General features: G+C 33.6%; 13 protein-coding genes and 1 pseudogene. 1 reads left to right on the top strand and 13 read right to left on the bottom strand.

What is annotated here, in order from left to right; all coding sequences use genetic code 11:
• Positions 1-38 precede the first annotated feature (38 nt).
• From IPK14_24545 to lon, 6 genes and pseudogenes are all read right to left on the bottom strand, one after another.
• Entirely contained in the window at positions 39-230 is a 192-nt protein-coding gene (locus IPK14_24545; GenBank protein ID MBK7996421.1) for a hypothetical protein, read from the bottom strand.
• A 51-nt stretch (positions 231-281) separates the two neighbouring features.
• Positions 282-467 carry a hypothetical protein gene (locus tag IPK14_24540; protein MBK7996420.1) on the bottom strand — a complete coding sequence of 62 codons (186 nt, stop codon included), beginning with the start codon at positions 465-467 and terminating at the stop codon, positions 282-284.
• 118 nt (positions 468-585) lie between these two features.
• Positions 586-1,299 carry a dipeptidase PepE gene (gene pepE / locus IPK14_24535; protein MBK7996419.1) on the bottom strand — a complete coding sequence of 238 codons (714 nt, stop codon included), beginning with the start codon at positions 1,297-1,299 and terminating at the stop codon, positions 586-588.
• Positions 1,300-1,491: 192 nt separating this feature from the next.
• On the bottom strand, positions 1,492-3,192 hold the full coding sequence (gene sppA, locus IPK14_24530; protein MBK7996418.1) for a signal peptide peptidase SppA: 1,701 nt from the start codon (positions 3,190-3,192) through the stop codon (positions 1,492-1,494).
• A gap of 182 nt (positions 3,193-3,374) precedes the next feature.
• Positions 3,375-3,665: an antibiotic biosynthesis monooxygenase gene (locus IPK14_24525; protein MBK7996417.1), complete on the bottom strand. Its 291-nt coding sequence runs from the start codon at positions 3,663-3,665 to the stop codon at positions 3,375-3,377.
• A 10-nt stretch (positions 3,666-3,675) separates the two neighbouring features.
• Positions 3,676-6,049, bottom strand: a pseudogene (lon, locus tag IPK14_24520) (endopeptidase La).
• A gap of 297 nt (positions 6,050-6,346) precedes the next feature.
• Between lon and IPK14_24515 the strand changes: the two are divergent.
• Positions 6,347-6,772, top strand: coding sequence for a hypothetical protein (locus IPK14_24515; GenBank protein ID MBK7996416.1), 426 nt, complete (start codon positions 6,347-6,349; stop codon positions 6,770-6,772).
• Between the two features lie 5 nt (positions 6,773-6,777).
• Here the strand turns inward: IPK14_24515 and pilO are convergent, their stop codons facing one another.
• The 7 genes from pilO to IPK14_24480 all read right to left on the bottom strand — a co-directional run bounded on the left by pilO (position 6,778) and on the right by IPK14_24480 (position 17,986).
• Positions 6,778-8,706 carry a type 4a pilus biogenesis protein PilO gene (gene pilO / locus IPK14_24510; protein ID MBK7996415.1) on the bottom strand — a complete coding sequence of 643 codons (1,929 nt, stop codon included), beginning with the start codon at positions 8,704-8,706 and terminating at the stop codon, positions 6,778-6,780.
• Positions 8,707-8,735: 29 nt separating this feature from the next.
• Positions 8,736-8,924 carry a hypothetical protein gene (locus tag IPK14_24505; protein MBK7996414.1) on the bottom strand — a complete coding sequence of 63 codons (189 nt, stop codon included), beginning with the start codon at positions 8,922-8,924 and terminating at the stop codon, positions 8,736-8,738.
• Positions 8,896-12,738, bottom strand: a complete 3,843-nt coding sequence (locus IPK14_24500) for a GAF domain-containing protein (protein MBK7996413.1) — start codon at positions 12,736-12,738, stop codon at positions 8,896-8,898. The genes IPK14_24505 and IPK14_24500 overlap by 29 nt, the downstream gene beginning before the upstream one ends.
• Before the next feature lie 334 nt (positions 12,739-13,072).
• Positions 13,073-13,846, bottom strand: coding sequence for a hypothetical protein (locus tag IPK14_24495; protein MBK7996412.1), 774 nt, complete (start codon positions 13,844-13,846; stop codon positions 13,073-13,075).
• A 56-nt stretch (positions 13,847-13,902) separates the two neighbouring features.
• Positions 13,903-15,843, bottom strand: a complete 1,941-nt coding sequence (locus tag IPK14_24490; GenBank protein ID MBK7996411.1) for a TonB-dependent receptor — start codon at positions 15,841-15,843, stop codon at positions 13,903-13,905.
• A gap of 11 nt (positions 15,844-15,854) precedes the next feature.
• The gene (locus IPK14_24485) at positions 15,855-16,031 is read right to left on the bottom strand and encodes a hypothetical protein (GenBank protein ID MBK7996410.1); all 177 of its coding nucleotides are present in this window, start codon (positions 16,029-16,031) and stop codon (positions 15,855-15,857) included.
• A 608-nt stretch (positions 16,032-16,639) separates the two neighbouring features.
• Complete coding sequence (locus IPK14_24480) at positions 16,640-17,986, bottom strand: WD40 repeat domain-containing protein (protein MBK7996409.1); 1,347 nt, start codon at positions 17,984-17,986, stop codon at positions 16,640-16,642.
• Between the last annotated feature and the right edge of the window lie 43 nt (positions 17,987-18,029).

Here is an 18,029-nt window from a genome sequence, read left to right as displayed (position 1 = left end):
AGTCTTAAACCCAGCAAATATTATATAACTATTGAATTTTATGTAGTTTTTTTACGTGAGCGAGTTGTTTTTGGTTTAGGCTCTGGCTCTGGCTCTGGTTCTGGTTCTGGGGACTTTGGGATAAGTAAATCTAGTTTTTCATTTATTTCATCTAAAGCATTACGTATTGCTCTTAGGTTTTTATTTATTGCTTCAACATCCTGACGGCTAGCAACATTCATAACACCCATAGTTGTTTGACTAATTTCCTTAATGCGGCCAGAAAGGTTTAGCGTTTGTTCTCAATTTTGGGCCAGTGCTGTAAGAAAAACTTGACTCCGAGCAAACTTTTCTATTTGCTCCCCAGCAGATTTTTCCCACATATCGTGAACTTGCTTAAATACATCTTTCACGCCTCTTTCCCCTTTATTTTCTGTTGTTTTTTCTGTCTTATCTGCTTTATCTGCTTTATCTGCTTTACTAGGCATATTGGCTCCTTAAAAAACATTATCTGTTATGCTGGCAACATTCTATCAATCTAAGTAAGACTAGCAAAGGAAATTTATCTTAAATTTTTCCAACTATTAAACAAAAAATTTAAAATACTTATTTCATCAGAAATTCTATAGAATCTTTACTAGTATATTCTTTAATTTCCTGAGCGTAACGAAGGACTTTTAATGTTTTCTCCCCTAACAATTCTAAGTGGTTGTTTGTTAGTTGTAGCAAACTACCTTCTCTAAGCCCTACAACATAAAGATCAGGATTTAGAACTAAAAATTCAGCTAACCTTTCATCCCTTGTTTCACCTTGATGATTTGCTAGTATTGCTTCTGTATAATGTGGGTTAATTTGAAAAGGTATAAGACCTAAAGCATTAAAACTAGGTGGCTGGGCAATAGGCATATCATTAGTAGTTTTAATTGTTGGACAAGCCATATTTGATCCAGCACTCCAACCAATATAAGGTAGTCCTTTGCTAACTCTACCTCGTACAAGTTCTAATATATTATTTTCATAAAAACATTTTAATAATTGAAAAGTGTTACCTCCGCCAACTACTATGGCTTGGGCATTTTCTATAGCTTGGGTGTAATTGCTTGCTTGATGAATTGAGCGAACACTATAACCTAATTCAGTAAATTTGCTAGATACGATATTAGTATATTCATCATAAGAAAAACGTACAGCAGCAAAAGGAATAAATAGAATTTCTTTTATATCAGGGCCAAGAAAATTTTTTATTTCTTTTTCTGCGTGAGCTAAATAAGCTCCACCATAATTTCTAGAATTGCTAAGAAGTAGTAAGCGTTTAGACATAATTTGACCTTTCAAAATCAATTTTTATTTGCTAATTAACAACAAAAAATCACAAAGAAAATTCTTTGTGATTTTTACTATAAATTATTTATTCTTCACGAAATTAGTGAATGCTTATATAATAACGCATTAGAGCAAAAACATGCTCTTTTTCCATACTTTTCATTATAGATAAAGCCTGAAAAGTCTCTCTCATTTCCTTAGGCATTTCTGCTTCAATTGCTCGTCGAAGTTGAGCTTGTTTAGCTTTTCACTGATTGATGTTTCTTCTTCTAAATTACTTAAAAGGGCTGCAAAGCCTTTAATTTTTGGATATTCAACTAGTTGTGGGCTACTAGTAGCAGGCATATTAGCTAGCTGTTTAGCAACTTCAATAGCTTTTTGCAGTCCACCTAATTCATCAACTAAACCTAATTCTTTACCTTTGACTCCACTCCAAACACGGCCTTGAGCAATTTCTTGAAGAGATTCTAGTTTCATATTGCGACCCTCGGCAGCTTTACTAGTAAAATCTAGGTAGAAGTCATCCATATATTTTTGAAGTTTTTGAAGTTCTTCTTCGCTAAAATTTTTATATTCTGAATAAAAGTCTGCATTTTTGCCGCGTGTTAATGCTTCTACATTCATACCTAAATGCTCTTTATAAAGACCATTTATATTAAGCTTACCTCCAAAAATTCCTATTGAACCAGTAATTGTAGAAGGTTGGGCTACAATTTTATCTGCTGCCATAGAAATATAATAACCACCTGAAGCAGCATAATCTGACATACAAGCAACTATTGGTTTTTTAGCTTGTTTGGTTAGCATTATTTCTCGCCAAATAATATCAGACGCAAGAGGTGAACCACCTGGGCTATTAACTCTTAAAATAATAGCTTTTATATCTTTGTCCTCACGGGCTTTTTTAATTGCGGCTGCAACGGTATCTGAGCCAATGGTTTCATCGGAAAAAGGGCTACTATTACTCTTACCAGACATAATTGCCCCAGAAGCATAAATAATAGCAATACGACCATCTTTTCCAATGCCAAACTCAAAAGGGCTAACATTATTATATTTACCGCTAGTAATTGCCCGGTATTCTGTAAGTTTTAATTCTTCTTTGATCTTATTTTTTACTTCATCTAGGTAGATTGCATCATCAATCAAGCCAACTTCTTTAGCTTGTTTTGGGATATTGTATGGGCCTTCATCAATAAGTTTTTGTACTTCTGCTTCATCTTTTTTGCGAGATTTAGATATTTCTGAAACATAGTTTTTATAAATATCATCTAGCAGAGCATTTAAGGCTTCTTTATCTTCTGGAGACATTTCCGAACGGGTATAGCGTTCAACAGCACTTTTATATTTGCCGTAACGAGTAAAATTTGGCTCAACTTTGATTTTATCTAAAAAGCCCCTCATAAAAGTTGCGTGGACAGCAAAACCTTTTACTAATAAGGCTCCTGCTGGAGCAACATAAATTTTGTCGGCTGAAATAGCTATAGAATATTCTAAATCTCCGCCCTGCTCCATATAAGCATAAATAGGTTTACCTGATTGCTTAAAATCTGCTAGAGCATCTCGGACATCTTGAACTCGCCCTAGACCTAGACCAGGCCCATCTAAAAGTAAAAGGATTCCTTTAATATTTTTATCTAGTTTTGCTTTTTGGATATTTTCAAGTGTGCTTTTTAGTGATGAAGTTTGACCGCCAAAAAGCTTTATAAAAGGGTCATCTGCTATTGCTTCAGGCATACTTCCTGATAGTTTTAGCTCTAAGATGCTATCGCTTGCAACCTTAGGAGTAGAGCTAGAAAATAGACTCATCACTAGTAGAAGTCCTAAAACCCCAACTATTACAGTAGTACCTAAAAACAAGGCTAAGATAATCTTTCCCCGTCGTGTCATAAACTTATCAACCTTTCGTTATCTATAAAAGATAAGTGTTAATTTTAATGATGTTATCTATAGCAAAACAAAGTTGTTAAGCTAATTATTTTGCTAAACTTGTTGATGAATTATAAGACGAGAACAACAAATTTTTTGTTTCAGATAGCTAAAAAACTCTACCATATAAAGAAATTTATTAGCTATTTAAACAATGAGTAATAGCGAATATCTGCTTCTTGGCTAAGAAGACCTGGGGCTTTTACTAGCGCGGCTTGAACATGTGGCGTAGTAAAATGGGCATTGATAGCATCAAGACTGGCCCATTCTTCAAAAAACGTAAAATCACTTGGGTCATTGTTATTTTGAAATATTTGATAACTAATACAGCCCTCTTCTTTGCGAGTTGGTTCAACTAGGCTTTCTAAAGCCGCTTTTAACTCTTCTACTTTATCTGCTTTTGCTAAAAACCTAGCAACTACATATACTGACATAATTTTTCTCCTAAACTAAAGCTATTTTTAAGACTTGTTTTACATTTTCAGCATAAACAAATTCAATATCTTTTAAGACTTCTTTTGGAATGTCGTCTACATCTTTACGATTAGCAACAGGAATTATCACGGTAGTAACTTTGTTACGATGAGCAGCTAGCACTTTTTCTTTTAAGCCGCCTATTGCTAAAACATTACCTCGAAGAGTTACTTCACCTGTCATTGCAACACTTCGCTTAACTAGACGGTTAGAAAGTACAGAAACTATAGCCGTTACTAGTGTAATACCTGCTGATGGGCCATCCTTAGGTATTGCACCTTCAGGGATATGGATATGGATATCATGGTTAGCAAATAATTCTTCATTAATTTGAAATTCTTTTGCACGAGATTTTGCATAAGAAAGGGCTGCTTGGGCTGATTCCTTCATTACATCGCCCATTTGACCTGTTAGCATAAGGCCGCCTTTGCCTTTCATTAGCAAAGCTTCAATAAAAAGAACATCTCCCCCAACAGGTGTCCAAGCAAGTCCTGTAACTACACCAATTTGGTCTTTTTTTAGAATTTCTTCAGGTGCAACTTTTGATGGGCCTAAGAATTCATGTACATTTTTACTTGTAACACGAACTAGCTTATCTTGACCTTCTGCAACTTTTCGGGCAATTTTACGGCAAATACTACCAACTTCTCTTTCTAATTGTCTTAAGCCAGATTCCCTAGTATATTGATTTATTAAGGATTTAATTGCTGAATCTGCTAAGGCTAAGTGTTTATTAGTAATGCCATTTTCTTCCATTTGTTTTTTTAACACATGGGTTTTTACTCTAGCTAATTTTTCTATTTCTGTATAACCAGAAAGCCTTATAATTTCCATTCTATCGCGTAGAGCAGGTTGGATTGTGTCTAAAACATTAGCTGTAGTCATAAACATAACATTTGAAAGATCAAATGGAACGCCTAAATAATTATCTCTAAAACTATTATTTTGTTCAGGATCTAAAACTTCAAGTAGGGCTGAGGATGGATCACCGCGAAAATCTGAGTGAACTTTATCTATTTCATCCAACATAATTAGCGGGTTATTGGTTCCTGCTTGTTGGATAGCTTGGACAATGCGGCCAGGCATTGAGCCTACATAAGTACGACGATGACCGCGAATTTCTGCTTCATCATGAACACCACCTAAAGAAAGCCGGACAAATTTACGACCTAAAGCACGAGCAATTGAACGTCCAAGCGAAGTTTTACCAACTCCGGGCGGGCCAACTAAACAAAGTATTGGGCCTTTAGCTTTTTCTTTTAATTTACGAACAGCTAAAGCTTCTAAAATACGTTCCTTTACTTTTTCTAACCCATAATGGTCTTCATTAAGAATTACTTCTGCTTTCTTTAAGTCTAAATTATCTTTAGAAAACTTTGACCAAGGTAAGTTGACTAGGACATCTAAATAATTTCGTAACATTGCTGCTTCGGCTGCGTCTGGGTGCATTCGCTCTAATTTTTTTAACTGCCGTAAAGACTCTTCTTCTACTTTTTCAGGCATTTTTGCTTCAGCAATTTTGTCACGATAAGCATTTATTTCTTCTGCAAACTCATTACCCTCGCCAAGTTCCTGTTGAATAGCTTTTAGCTGTTGACGTAAGTAAAATTCCCGTTGGGAACGGTCAATTTCACCTTTAGCTTGGGAATTTATTTCTTGTTGGACAGTTAAAACGCTTATTTCTTTAGTTAGTAGTTCGTTAATTCGGCGAAGTCGTGCAGTTTGTTCAATAAGTTCTAAGACGCTTTGAGCGTCTTCAACTTTTAATTCTAGGTTTGAAGCAGCTAAGTCTGCTAGTCGTCCAGCATCTTCTAAATTAACAGCTATTGCCATTACTTCAGGAGAAATATTTTTCCCTAGTGCTACAGCCTTTTCCATAGAAGACTTGACACTACGCATTAAAGCTTCAAGCTCTAAACTATTGTCTAGTCTAGGTTCAGGTAAAGCGGTAATACGTGCTTGTAAGTAGGGCAAGTTTTCATCTACATGGGCTAGTCTAGCACGAGAAAGACCTTGAACTAAAATGCGGATTCTGCCATCGGGAAGCTTAAGCATACGCATAATTACTGCTACAGTCCCAACCTCATATAAATCTACTGTAAGAGGTTCTTCTTTATCTAAATCACGTTGAGAAACTAGCATTATCATTCTACTTTCGGCTAATGCTTGATCAACAGCACGAATAGATTTTTCTCTTTGTACAAAAAAGCGGCACAATCATAAAAGGAAAAATCACAATATCGCGTAAAGGTAAGACAGGTAAAACTTCGATTTTCAACTGCTCATCATTACTTTCAATAACATCTATTGATTGTTCTTGTTCGGCTGATGATTGGTTGGGCATATTTTTATGGTTTCTCCTCGAAAGATAATAGCTAGTTAATAGCTCTACTTAAACTAAATCTTTTACTCCTAAGAAAATATACGGGCAAAATAGATTTAACAAATTAATAAATAAATGTATAAGATTATTTGGCATCTCTTTAAGAAAGAGATTAAAATTGTTTATTATCTTTAAGATACAATCAAAATTTTAGTTTTATACTAAAAAAACTCAGTTAGCATAATACATAGTTTTATCTGATTCAAGCAATCGCTCTCTTAGCTTAGAGAGTGTTAAATTAGCAGTTTTACAAAATTTATGAAAGAAATCACTATTCGTAAAGAAACCCGACCAACTCGTTGTGAAATATGCCATCAATCAGATATGTTTGACCCTGAAACTTCTCAGTGCCAGCGATGTGAAAACATTGTACTCTCTGTAAACAATCCTATTGTTGCTGCTAGACAACAAATTGCAACAATAGAAGGAACACTAGATTTTATGGCTTTAGGAGCAGCATTTTTTGGAATACTTGCTTTTGCTCCAGGTCTTTTTCTTCCTCCATTAGGGCTAGTTTTATCAATTTTAGGTGTTATTTGTGGAAAAAAATCTCTTACAAATATTAGAAATAGACAAGGCGCGCTTTCTGGAGAAAGTTTTGCCTATATTGGTCTTTATTGTGGAGGATTAGGTTTTTTACTAGCACTATTTTTGATTTTATTTATTATAAAATCCTCTAAATAATATATTTACTCCTCAATTTTTACTTTGCCCGCTGTTTGAAGTTGTAATAATTCTGTTCGGCTTAAAATTAGGACTCTTTCACTTTCTACCAACGCCGTTAAATCATTAGCTCTTAAAATTGCCATAAAAACTTGAGGCCAAGGTAGGTCTTTTATAGCAGCAGTAACTTTTATTTGTTTGGCTGTAGCAGTATAAGCAAACTTGACCTTGTATTTATTAGTAAAAAATTTTATTACTTCGCCTAACTCTACTTCTGTAATAGATAATGCTAACTCTTCAGCTTGAAAATCTTTTGTCCCAAACTTTCCTGGCAATGGCGGATTCTCAAAACTAGTTGCTAAAACTGGTAAATTAGCATTAATAGCTTGTTCAAAAGCAATTATGCGAAATACTCGCTTTTCTTCAACAAAAGTTAAATTAACTGAATGCAGGACTTGAGCTAATACATCATTAAAATTTCCTCGCTCCTGACTAATAGAAATACAAAGAGCAGGTATAGTTTTATCAATAATAAAAGCAAATTGATAATTGCTTAATTCATACATTAATAATAATAAAGTATCTAATCTAACATTACTAACTTTTAATGTAAGTATTGTATTAGGTAATTTTGCTTTTGCTAATTGCTCAAGCTGTTGGGAAATAGTTGTTTCCTTACCATTAATTGGGATACTAACAACTGAGCAATTAGGAGAGTCAACAGATTTAGCAATTTGTGAAATTTGAGTTTTGCCACTTGAATCAACAATATTTTCTTCAAACAAAGCTCTGCCCTGCTGAACAGCAACAAAGCGACCGTTATAACATTTTGCTCCAACAGAAACAAATAACTCTTTTTGATTTGGAGTCTTAAATATTGCTCCTTCTAAATCAGAAGTAAAATAAGTTCCTGCTAGTGATAGTTCTGAAACTAAATAAGGACTACTACGGTCTAAGCGTTTAATATTAGGTTGATTAACTAATTGTAAATACTCGGCAATACGTTTTTCTAAATCTGGGTAGTTAGCATTAGCATTACTACCCTGTATTAATTGCTCTAAAGTATAAATAGTAGTAAATGGGTCACGCTGTAGGTCTTGATCAGAAGTTTCAACGCCTTCTAACCATTGTTGGTAAGCTTTTGGTACATCCAGGTTTGCTTGAATAGTAAAATTTGGCCCATTTTGTTCTGGGGAAATATCCGTAAAAATTTTTGCTGCACCTACTTCATTTATTAAATTTCTTACAGTTTCAGCAGAGCGAGAAACACCCGTTATTTTCATTAAACGAGAATCCATAGAAACGCCTGTTAGGACGGTTTCTAAAGATTTTGGAAAGCGTTTTCCAAGACGACGCAGAGCAGTCCAAACAGCTACACGTTCCTCAAATCGAGAGTTTAGAAGCATGAGTGTATTTTGTGCTGAAGTAAGTTGGGCAGTAGTTGTTTGCCCAGTAGGATTTTGCATTTTTTCTGCTTCTTTTTCATCCAAACTATAAATTAGCATAGTGAATTCTGCTTCCACAGAAACAAGCGGAGCAGGTTGCTTAGTTCGTTTAATATCTAGACCATCAATAATTATTAAATAATTAGAAGCAGCTAGATTAAGTAACATATCGGTTACTCTTTCATAAGTGCCAAATAACTCTACTTTTACTGGATGAAAAACAAAAGGTTCATCTTTAACTGCTGTGCTACGTTCAAAAGTACGCCAGCGTAGTTCTCTTAGCCGAAGCTCATTTTTAATTTGACCAATTGTGTTAGATATATCTTCTTCATCTTTAGCCATACCTTCTAGCAAAGAAGCAATTTCATTTTGGGCATCTTGCAACTGCTTTTTCTCATTTGTTTGTTGTGTGGTTTCAGGTGCTATGCTTTTTTTAGGTCGTTTTTGTTGGGCAAAACTAGGAAAGGTTAAAAAAATAATTGTCAAAAAAATTAATAAAGCTCGTATCATTGTTAAATAAACCTATCAATAACTTAAACTTAACTTAAATCCATTACAGTTCTAACTTTATCTAGTAGATCGCTGATGCCGTAAGGTTTTTGTAAAAAGCCTAAAACCCCTTCATTTAGTATATCTTGAGATTGTTCATCTTCATTATAGCCACTAGAGAGCAAGACTTTTACTTCTGGATTAATTTTCTTAAGTTGGCGAAACGCTGTTGGCTCCATCAAGTTCTGGCATCATCATATCTAAAATAACTAAATCTATTTCTCTAGCTCTATTTTGGTAAATATCCAAGGCTTCACGTCCGTTTTCTGCTGTAATTACTTGATAGCCTCCACTATCTAGCATTTCCACTAGTAAATCTCTCATAATATCTTCATCTTCTGCTACCAAAATAGTTTCTGAGCCTTCTTTACTATATTCATCAGTGTTTTTTATTTTAGCTAATTCTTTTGTTGATGAGGGTAAATATATAGAAAATGTAGTACCTAGTCCTGTTTCGCTTTCTACATCAATATAACCATTGTGGTTTTTAATAATTCCATAAACCATTGCTAAACCTAAACCTGTGCCTTTTTTATCTCTCTTAGTTGTAAAAAAAGGTTCAAAAATTCGTTGTTTGGTTTCTTCTGTCATCCCCATACCAGTATCACTAATTCTAAAAAGTACATAGCGGCCTATTTTTGAGCCAGGATGCTTATAAGTAAACTGCTCATCTAAAGTAACATTTACAGTGCTAATGCTTAGGCAACCTCCTTCAGGCATTGCATCACGAGCATTAATACACATATTAACAATTGTTTGGATAATTTGACCACCATCAACTTCAACAACTAATTTAGTTTTTGCTAGGTCTAGTTTTAGTTTAATATTTTTGCTAATTGTGCTTTCAATTAATTCTACAGCCTCTTTTACCAAAGAATTTAAGTCTAAAACTTGCACATGGTATTTTCCACCACGAGCAAAAGCTAAAAGCTGTTGAGTTAGGTCTGCTGCACGTTTAGCAGATGATTCAATAATATTAATATACCGATAAAGAGGATCCATCTTATTCATCTTTGTTTTAATAAATGAAGTGTATCCTAATACTCCACCCAAAATATTATTAAAATCATGTGCAATACCTCCTGCTAGTGTGCCTATGGATTCCATCTTTTGAGCCTGTTGCAGAGCATCTTCTAAAACTTTCTTTTCTGTTAAATCCTCAAACTTAACTACCACATTTCCAACTTTTCCTATATCGTCAACTAATGGAAATAGTGTAGCTCTTCCACTAAGCATTTCATACTTATGGTAATCTTCTTCGCTAGCTGAAACGGGTAAGTCAACCATTAATTGAACTACTTCTCCTGTCAAAACTTTATGAAAAGCTTCAACTACAGGAGTATCAATAAAAGGTGGGTTAGCCAGTACATTATATTTACCTATTACTTCATCATAGCTATCTTTTTTCTGAATCAAAGATAAAGCACTTTGATTCATTAATATGCAAACGCCTGTTTCATCAGTAATAAAAGTAGCTAGAGGTGATTCCAGAACAATTTTGGCAAAAAATGCTTGTGATTTACGAACTTCTTCTAGTGATGATTTTATTTTTTCATAAAGCTGGGCATTTTCCACCGCTACACCAATTTGTTCAGCTAAGACTTGTAGCGTAAGCATATCTTCTTCATCAAAAGCATTAATATTACTATTTTGAACATCCAACACACCTATAACTGAACCACGCACTAATAAAGGAACTGTTAGTTCTGAACTAGTTTCTGGAAGGCTTTCAATAGGTAAATAGCTAGAACTTTTGCTTACATCATCAACTAAAACAGGTTGGCCTGTAGAAAAACAACGTCCAACAATCCCTTCTTTAATTGCTAAAGTTGCTCCTATTGGTTCAGGTGCTTGAAATCCTCCACAACCAGCAGTAAAAGTAAGTTGGTCTTTTTCTTTATCATAAAGAAAAATATTTACATTATAATAACTAAAGGTATTATGTATAAGCTTAACTACAACAGGTAGTAACTCATCAAGTTCTAAAAGAGCCGTTAATTTATCCCCTACTTGATAAATTGTTTCTAAACGCATAGCACGTCTTTGCGCATTTTGATAAAGATAGGCTTTTTCTACAGCAATTCCAATAGTTTGACCAATAGTGTTAAGCAAGCGAATTTCTTGTTTTGTAAAAGAGCGTGTAGAACGATTACCACAAGCAATAAGCCCATAACAGTTGTCTCTAACTTTTATAGGGATAAAAGCAGCAGCAATAATGCCTTCTTTTTGTACTGCTGATAGGGCAGGTCTTGGGCCAACCGTCCCATCATCCACAGATAAATTATCTACAACAATTAATTCACCTCTTTCAGCAGCTTTGCCAATATAACTAACACCTAAAGGAATATTTTTTGTTTCTGGATGATTTAGAAATTCTTCTGAACAACCAACATTAGCCCTTATCGATAGTAGTTTTGACTTTTCATCTGTTGTCAAAATCATACAGGTATCTAGCTTTAATACTTCCTTAATTTTGATTACTGTGTTAGAGAAAATTTCTTCTAAAATCAAAGAACGGCTAGCAGTTTCAGCAATAGTGTTTATAGTAAAAAGTTCTTCATTTTGGCGTTTAATTTCCTCTTCTGCACGCTTTTTATCACTAATATCTGTTAAAACTGATAAATTACCTGTATGTTCATTACTTAAACTAAAAACAGGTGACTCAGAAAAAATTACAAAAAGCTTCTCTTTATTACTAGTTATAAGTTCTACTTCATAACTGCTACTAAGCCCTTGGGATCGGTTTTTCCATTCTTCTTGGACAAAAGTTTGTTGGCTTCCTCTAATATAATTAAGTATATTTTCTCCAAGCAGTTCTTTTTCTTGTTTACCAAGCATTTCTGCAAAACGACGATTAACAATTTTTATAAAGCCATCAGGAGAAATTAGCACAATTCCATCATTGCTACGCTCAACTAGTGTGCGATATTTTTTTTCAGACTGTTGTAGGCTATAACGTAAGTCTCTTTCTAAATGAACCTTTTTTTGCTCTGTATATAAAGCAAAAATAGAAACAATAATAAATGTACCTATAAAAAATACCGCTACTATCCAAACTTTTCTTAAATTTTCATGAAAAGGCTTTAGTATTGATTTACGTGGCACATTAGACATCACTACCCATTTTGCCCAGGGTACACGACTAGAAACATAAGAAATTAATTGAACTTCATCACCTAAACTAGCTAATTTTATTTGTGCTTTACCACTTGTTTGAGACAAAGCCATGTTGAGAAATTCATAGTCAGCACGACGATCTCTTGCCTTTGGGTTAGGGTCTAAAAATGCTCCTTGGGCAATCATATCCCAGGACTGGCCGACTAAAGCAGGGTTGCTATGAGCAACAATTTGACGATCTTGATTAATTATCCAGGTAAAACTACCCAATTGTATATCATAGGGAGCTACATAGTTTTTAATCCAATCATCAATATCTATTCGTCCCGAAATAGTACCATCAAAGATTTTTTCTCCTGTTTTTTCTGTGCGAAAAACCGGTATATCAAAAGCAATTGCTTTATTGTTATCCATAGTTGTATATGGGCCAGCTAAAGCTAAATTTTTACCACTTATTGCCAAAGCCGTCGAAGGTCGGTGCATTGCACTCATACCCATAAGTTCTGATCCATCTTGATAAGCAGTAATAAAATGCCCTGTAGCATCAATGCGAGATATATCTGTTAAACGCCCATCAAAACGCCGATAACAAGCAGCTAAATGAGGCCAAATTTTTTCTGGGTCATTGGTTTGGACATCTGGCAAACTAGACACATAATCAAAATCATTTTTTATTAAAGTCAATAGCTGTGATAGATCTTCAGCAATACCTTTGATATGTTCAAACTGCTTTTCGTTATAACTTTCACAAGTTTCATATTCAAATTGTTTGGCAAAATAATAGAAAAATCCTGCCGCACCAAGCATAGTGGTTAAGGCAAATAACAAAACTACCCAAACACCAAGTGAAATGATTCTTGTTTTTTTCTCTGGCATGTATGTATATAGATATTAGGTAGATAATAAAATGTAGATAACAAAGATTTTAGGATAGCTTTTCTATTCTTGCAACCAACAAAGTCTAAAGAAAATAGTTAATACTTGCATCTTGCAAGCAAAAAATGAGTTTTAGCAATTATTGGATAAGAATATAAATGAATGAGTTATTAAACTCTTACTTCCAAAGTAACATAAGATATATAACTTAGGTGAAAACTTTAGATCATATATCTTATGTCCTGCTGGGTCATAAGATTTAACCCCTTGTTCTTCAATTTTTTATTCTTAAGTTAGAACATATGCTATTTTGGGGATAACACTATAGTGACACTTAAAACGAAACTCTAAATCCAAGTTGGATTTGACGAGGAGAAAAAGCCCCTAAAAATCTATCTTTACTAGCAATAAAACGATTTCCCGATTTTTTAGGTAATTGAAATTTTCCATTTTTATCAGGCGGGAATACTCTTGCAATATCACTTATATTAACTCTATTAAATAAGTTAAACACTTCAAAAATACCGCTTATTTCTGCTTTTTCACCTATTTTTATTTTACGTGAAAGACGAATATCTATATTTGCAAATCCAGGTGAAATCCCTGCATTTCGCCCTAAGCCTAATGGACGATCGCCTGGAGGGTTATCAGCATTTAAGTTTAAGTCTATTCCTGCTAGTAAGTTATATGGTCTTCCTGTTTCAAGATTAACAATAGTAGAAAACTGAAAATCTCTTAAGTATTTATTTTTTAGCAAATTACTTTCAAATGTGCCTGATAAAACAAAACGACTGCGAACATCTTGTAAAGACAAAGCACGTTCATTTGCAATATTAAGAGAGTCATTTGTTTCTTGAATATCTGTTCCGATGTCAAGAAAATTATCTATAGTTTTTGATAGAGTATAGTGAGCTTGTAAGTTAAATTGATCTGAAATTCTTTGTTTAACTGAAATTGTGAAACTACTGTAATAACTGTCATATGAAGAAGAAAACTCAAAAATTTGCCCTAGATCTGGAAAAACACGCCCAACCAACTGACTTTGTAAAGCATTTCCGATTACTGGCCTAACAACAGGGTTTATATTACGTACAGAAAGAAGTCTCAAACCTCTAACATAATCTAAAATCAAGGAAATAGAAGTATTATTACCAGCTAAATAATCTACTCCAAAGTTGATTGTTGAGTATAGCTAGTTCGAGTTTTACGGTCATAAACAAAGGTAGAGCTTAATTGAGGAATAAAATCTACTCCAGCAGGAATTTCTAAGCCTTCAGGAAATTTTCTGTTTGGCAAACTAAAAGGAATAGCTGAAAAAGGAAAAGGAATAACAGGAATTTTAATTGCATTTGTAGCAGAAGTTAATTCAACTAGAGTAGCATTACCAAAAAGCTGTGTACTCGCAAAAATACCATATCCAGCCTTAATAGTTAAGTTTTCTAGCTTTTTAGGACGATAGGAAATAGCAATTCTTGGACTAAAGAAACCATTGTTTTTTGGTACAAACCCTATACGATTAATATCATAGCGAATCCCTAGTTTAAGTAAAAAATTTTCTGAGAGCTTGATATTATCTTGAAAAAACAAAGCTAGCTGTTTTTGATCTATAGTAACTAAAGGATTTCCAAAACCCTGGGCAAAGGCTGTAGGTAGAGGTAAGCTAGCTAAAGGAAAGTTAAGAGCTAGTTGCTGTGCAAAGTTAGTAAGAAAAGCTCTTTGCTCAGGAGTCCGTAATTTTGGATCAAAAGCCTCAATCCCTGATATATTTGGCCCACCAAAAGCAGAAAAATCTAGTGGAGCAAATACTGCAAAACCACCTGAAAAAATTGGAACTTTAGTGCCTCCATCTCCTGGGAGATTTACATAATAATAATCTCCTCCAAACTTAATTTGATGACGACCTCTGGTTAAAGAAACATTATCAATAATTTGGTAAATAGACGCACGTCTAGGTTGAGAAAGAAAAATTGTACGACCAAAAGTAACAATTCCTTCTGGAGCTATTAGTTGAACACGAGTACTATTATCAGGAGCATTAACATCTTGATTACGTAAGCCAAAAAGAAACCTTGTTTCATTTATCAAATTAAGAGAAGTGCTACTATAAGTATTATTAACAGCAAGATTATTTTCATCTAATAGCTGAATTCCACCTGCTGTTTGACCTGAAAGACCACCAAAAGGTTCAAAAGCACCATTATAGTTTCCCCCAAAATTGTAGCGAATAAATAAGTTATCTTGTTGTCCAAGACGAAAATCAACCCTAGTCAAGGCAGAAGTTGTTCCAAAAGCAAAGGGAATAGGCCCATTGTCTAAGGTAAATCCTAAACTTTTAGCTGAATTTACAGTTTGATTGCTAATGGTAACAAAATTACTTTGTTTAACAGAAAGGCGTTCAAAGGAGTTAAAGAAAAATATTTTATCTTTTTTTATTGGCCCACTAAAAGTAGCACCAAATTGATATTGTTTATATTCTGGCTCAGTAGGTGCAAAAACATCTCTTGCACTAGTTGAATCATTACGATTTAAGAAAAATAAACTTCCTCGAAATTCACTTCCACCACCTTTTGTTATAATGTTAACCACTCCACCTAAAGCTCGGCCAAACTCAGCACTGTAACTATCACTTACTACTTGGAATTCTTGTATGGCATCTTGGCTAAGAGTAGCTCTTACAGAACCTGCCGCCGTTTCATTATTATCTAAACCATCAATACTTACATTATTAAATCTAGCTTGCTGCCCATTAAATGAAATGCCTGAAGAAGCCACCACTCCTTGTGCAGGAGCGCGATCTTTTGTTGCTCTAGGAGTTGTTAAGGCAAAATCTAAAAAATTACGCCTATTTATTGGTAAATCATTAATTAATTTAGGGTTGATATTAGTACTGTTTTCAGTTTTTTCTTGACTAAATTCATTGCTGGCAAGTACTTCAATAATTTCAGTATTTTGTCCTACCTCTAAATTAAAATTTACTAACGCGACTATACCTAATTCCAAGCTTTGCTTATAAGTCTTACTAGAAAAACCTTCGATACTAGCAACTATTTCATAGTTACCTGGAGGTAGTTGAACAATGGAAAATGAACCATCAGATTGAGACATTGTTTCACGAATTAGATTAGTTGATAAGTTTTTGCAGTAATTGTAGCCCCACTTATCGCTGCATTTTGAGAGTCTAAAACCTTTCCAACAATATTTACTGAAGTAGCTCCACCTTGAGCAAATGTGATTACTATAGCTAATAATAGTAATATCACTGAAGTCATTCCAAAAGTTATTTTTTTTAGCATTTTAAGCGTTTTTTCTTTACTACAAACCTTTCTTCTGAGTTGTCATTAAAATATTACTTTTAACCTTAATGTTTTTTCGACAGGTATAACTACGAGAATCCTTATAAAAGGTAGATTCAACAATCTTACAACAAAGACAACAACTGTAGGAAAATTACGCCTACAAGATATAAATTTTTTAGAAAAAAAATAGGAATATTAATTGGTAATAGGAATTTGGCTAGTCAAACAATAAGACAACTTGCTTTATTGACTATTTAGAATATAAATTAAGAGCTAGTTTACAACACACATTTTTTAGCTATCCTGCCTTAATTTTATAACCTTTTATTTAGGAGGGAGTTAAAAGGTATTTAGAAAACAACTTTATAAAAAGTGTTTTTTGATAAAATAGAAAGTATTATTAGGGCAATATTATACATACAATATTTTGCTTAACAATATAATTAATCAACTTTTATATCATTTTTACTAACTACTAACTAGTAATGCAACTATTAGTTAATATTGTTCCTGATAATATATCATCTTAACTAAAGCTACTATTTATCTTAAGTAAAAGTTAATTCTTGAGAAATATAAGTTAATGGGTTAACTATTTTGTCCTTTTAACAGGTTTCTAACTGCAAAAAATATAAATTCCCTAACTGATCACAACTAATAATTAAGCCTGTATCGCTAATAGCACAACGAGTAATTGAACCAATTGTTGGAAAAGTACCAATTATGGTTTCTTCGGCTAAACTTATTACTCCTAAAGTATTTTCATCTAAACCTAATACTTGATATTTATTATCATTAGTAATAGCTGTTTTTGTATCAATACAACCTTTTTGCTCTTTAACAACGTGTTTTTTTATTAAATCCCAACTTCTTAGTCGGCCAGCAAAATTAGCGGAGATAAATTCCTTGCCATTTTCCATTAACACTAAAGCATATATTCCGGCTCTATCTCGTAAAGTAGTATCTAGCTTTCTACTATCTAGATACCAAATTTTTATTGTTCTATCATCACTACTAGAGATTATATATTTATTATCCGGTGTTATTATTAAGCTTAATACTCTATCTTGATGCTCTGTTAATATATCTATACACTCTAAAGTAGCTAAATCCCAAAGCTTTATTTCATTACCACTAGCAGAAACTAAATATTTTTTATCTACACTAATAGCCATTGCATTAACTGAAGCTGAATGAGCGAGTAAACTAGTAATTTCCTGTCCTAGATGGTTCCAAATTCTAATTGTCCCATTAATTTCACCTGAAAAAGCATAACGACCATCTAGCGAAATTGCTAAAGCAGAAATATTAAATTTTTGTTTTATTGGTGCAGTGTTTTCTTTAGCAATATCAAAATTCCAAAGTTTTACTGTTCCATCTTTACTTGTAGAAAAAATCGTCCCCTCACTTAAAACTAAGTCTGTAATTAGATCACTATGCCCTGCTAGCACATTTACTAGCAAACCTGTTTCTAAATTCCAAATATTGATTGTTTTATCACTATTTCCAGTAACTATATATTGATTATCTTTAGTTAATGCTAAGGTGTTAATGCTACTTGTTGATTCTGTTAAAACAGCAATTAAAGAACTAGAAGCTAGCTCCCAAACTTTGATCTTTGCATCTTCGCTAGTTGAAATTAAGTATTTATTATCAGATGTAACATTTAGTCCTGTAACACTATAGTCATGTCCAAAAAAATCATTTATTGGCAAATAGCTTAATAAATCCCAAACCTTTATTGTTCCATCACTTCCACCAGAAATTAAGTATTTATCATCTAGGCTAACACTTAGTTTATTAACAATAGTTTTATGTTCGGTTAAAGTATGAATAGAAGAGGGGCAAGAGGGGTTATCTAAGATTGAGTTAAAATCCCAAATTTTTATTGTTCGGTCACTACTTGCAGAGACTAACTTTTCATTATCCGACGTAACAACTAAAGCCAACACACTACCAGAATGTTCTTTTAAGTTAGAAAGAAGTTTACCTGTA

It is taken from the genome of Blastocatellia bacterium (genome assembly GCA_016713405.1).
Taxonomy (GTDB): Bacteria; Acidobacteriota; Blastocatellia; order Chloracidobacteriales; family JADJPF01; genus JADJPF01.
This window is presented reverse-complemented; position numbering and strand designations above follow the sequence as displayed.

Bases quoted from the DNA above. Each gene is read 5' to 3' on its own strand.
- sppA (MBK7996418.1), bottom strand. From the start codon at position 3,192: ATGACACGACGGGGAAAGATTATCTTAGCCTTGTTTTTAGGTACTACT.
- IPK14_24500 (MBK7996413.1), bottom strand. From the start codon at position 12,738: ATGCCAGAGAAAAAAACAAGAATCATTTCACTTGGTGTTTGGGTAGTT.
- IPK14_24505 (MBK7996414.1), bottom strand. From the start codon at position 8,924: ATGGAGCCAACAGCGTTTCGCCAACTTAAGAAAATTAATCCAGAAGTA.
- pilO (MBK7996415.1), bottom strand. From the start codon at position 8,706: ATGATACGAGCTTTATTAATTTTTTTGACAATTATTTTTTTAACCTTT.
- IPK14_24540 (MBK7996420.1), bottom strand. From the start codon at position 467: ATGCCTAGTAAAGCAGATAAAGCAGATAAAGCAGATAAGACAGAAAAA.
- pepE (MBK7996419.1), bottom strand. From the start codon at position 1,299: ATGTCTAAACGCTTACTACTTCTTAGCAATTCTAGAAATTATGGTGGA.
- IPK14_24525 (MBK7996417.1), bottom strand. From the start codon at position 3,665: ATGTCAGTATATGTAGTTGCTAGGTTTTTAGCAAAAGCAGATAAAGTA.
- IPK14_24490 (MBK7996411.1), bottom strand. From the start codon at position 15,843: ATGTCTCAATCTGATGGTTCATTTTCCATTGTTCAACTACCTCCAGGT.
- IPK14_24545 (MBK7996421.1), bottom strand. From the start codon at position 230: ATGGGTGTTATGAATGTTGCTAGCCGTCAGGATGTTGAAGCAATAAAT.
- IPK14_24515 (MBK7996416.1), top strand. From the start codon at position 6,347: ATGAAAGAAATCACTATTCGTAAAGAAACCCGACCAACTCGTTGTGAA.
- IPK14_24485 (MBK7996410.1), bottom strand. From the start codon at position 16,031: ATGCTAAAAAAAATAACTTTTGGAATGACTTCAGTGATATTACTATTA.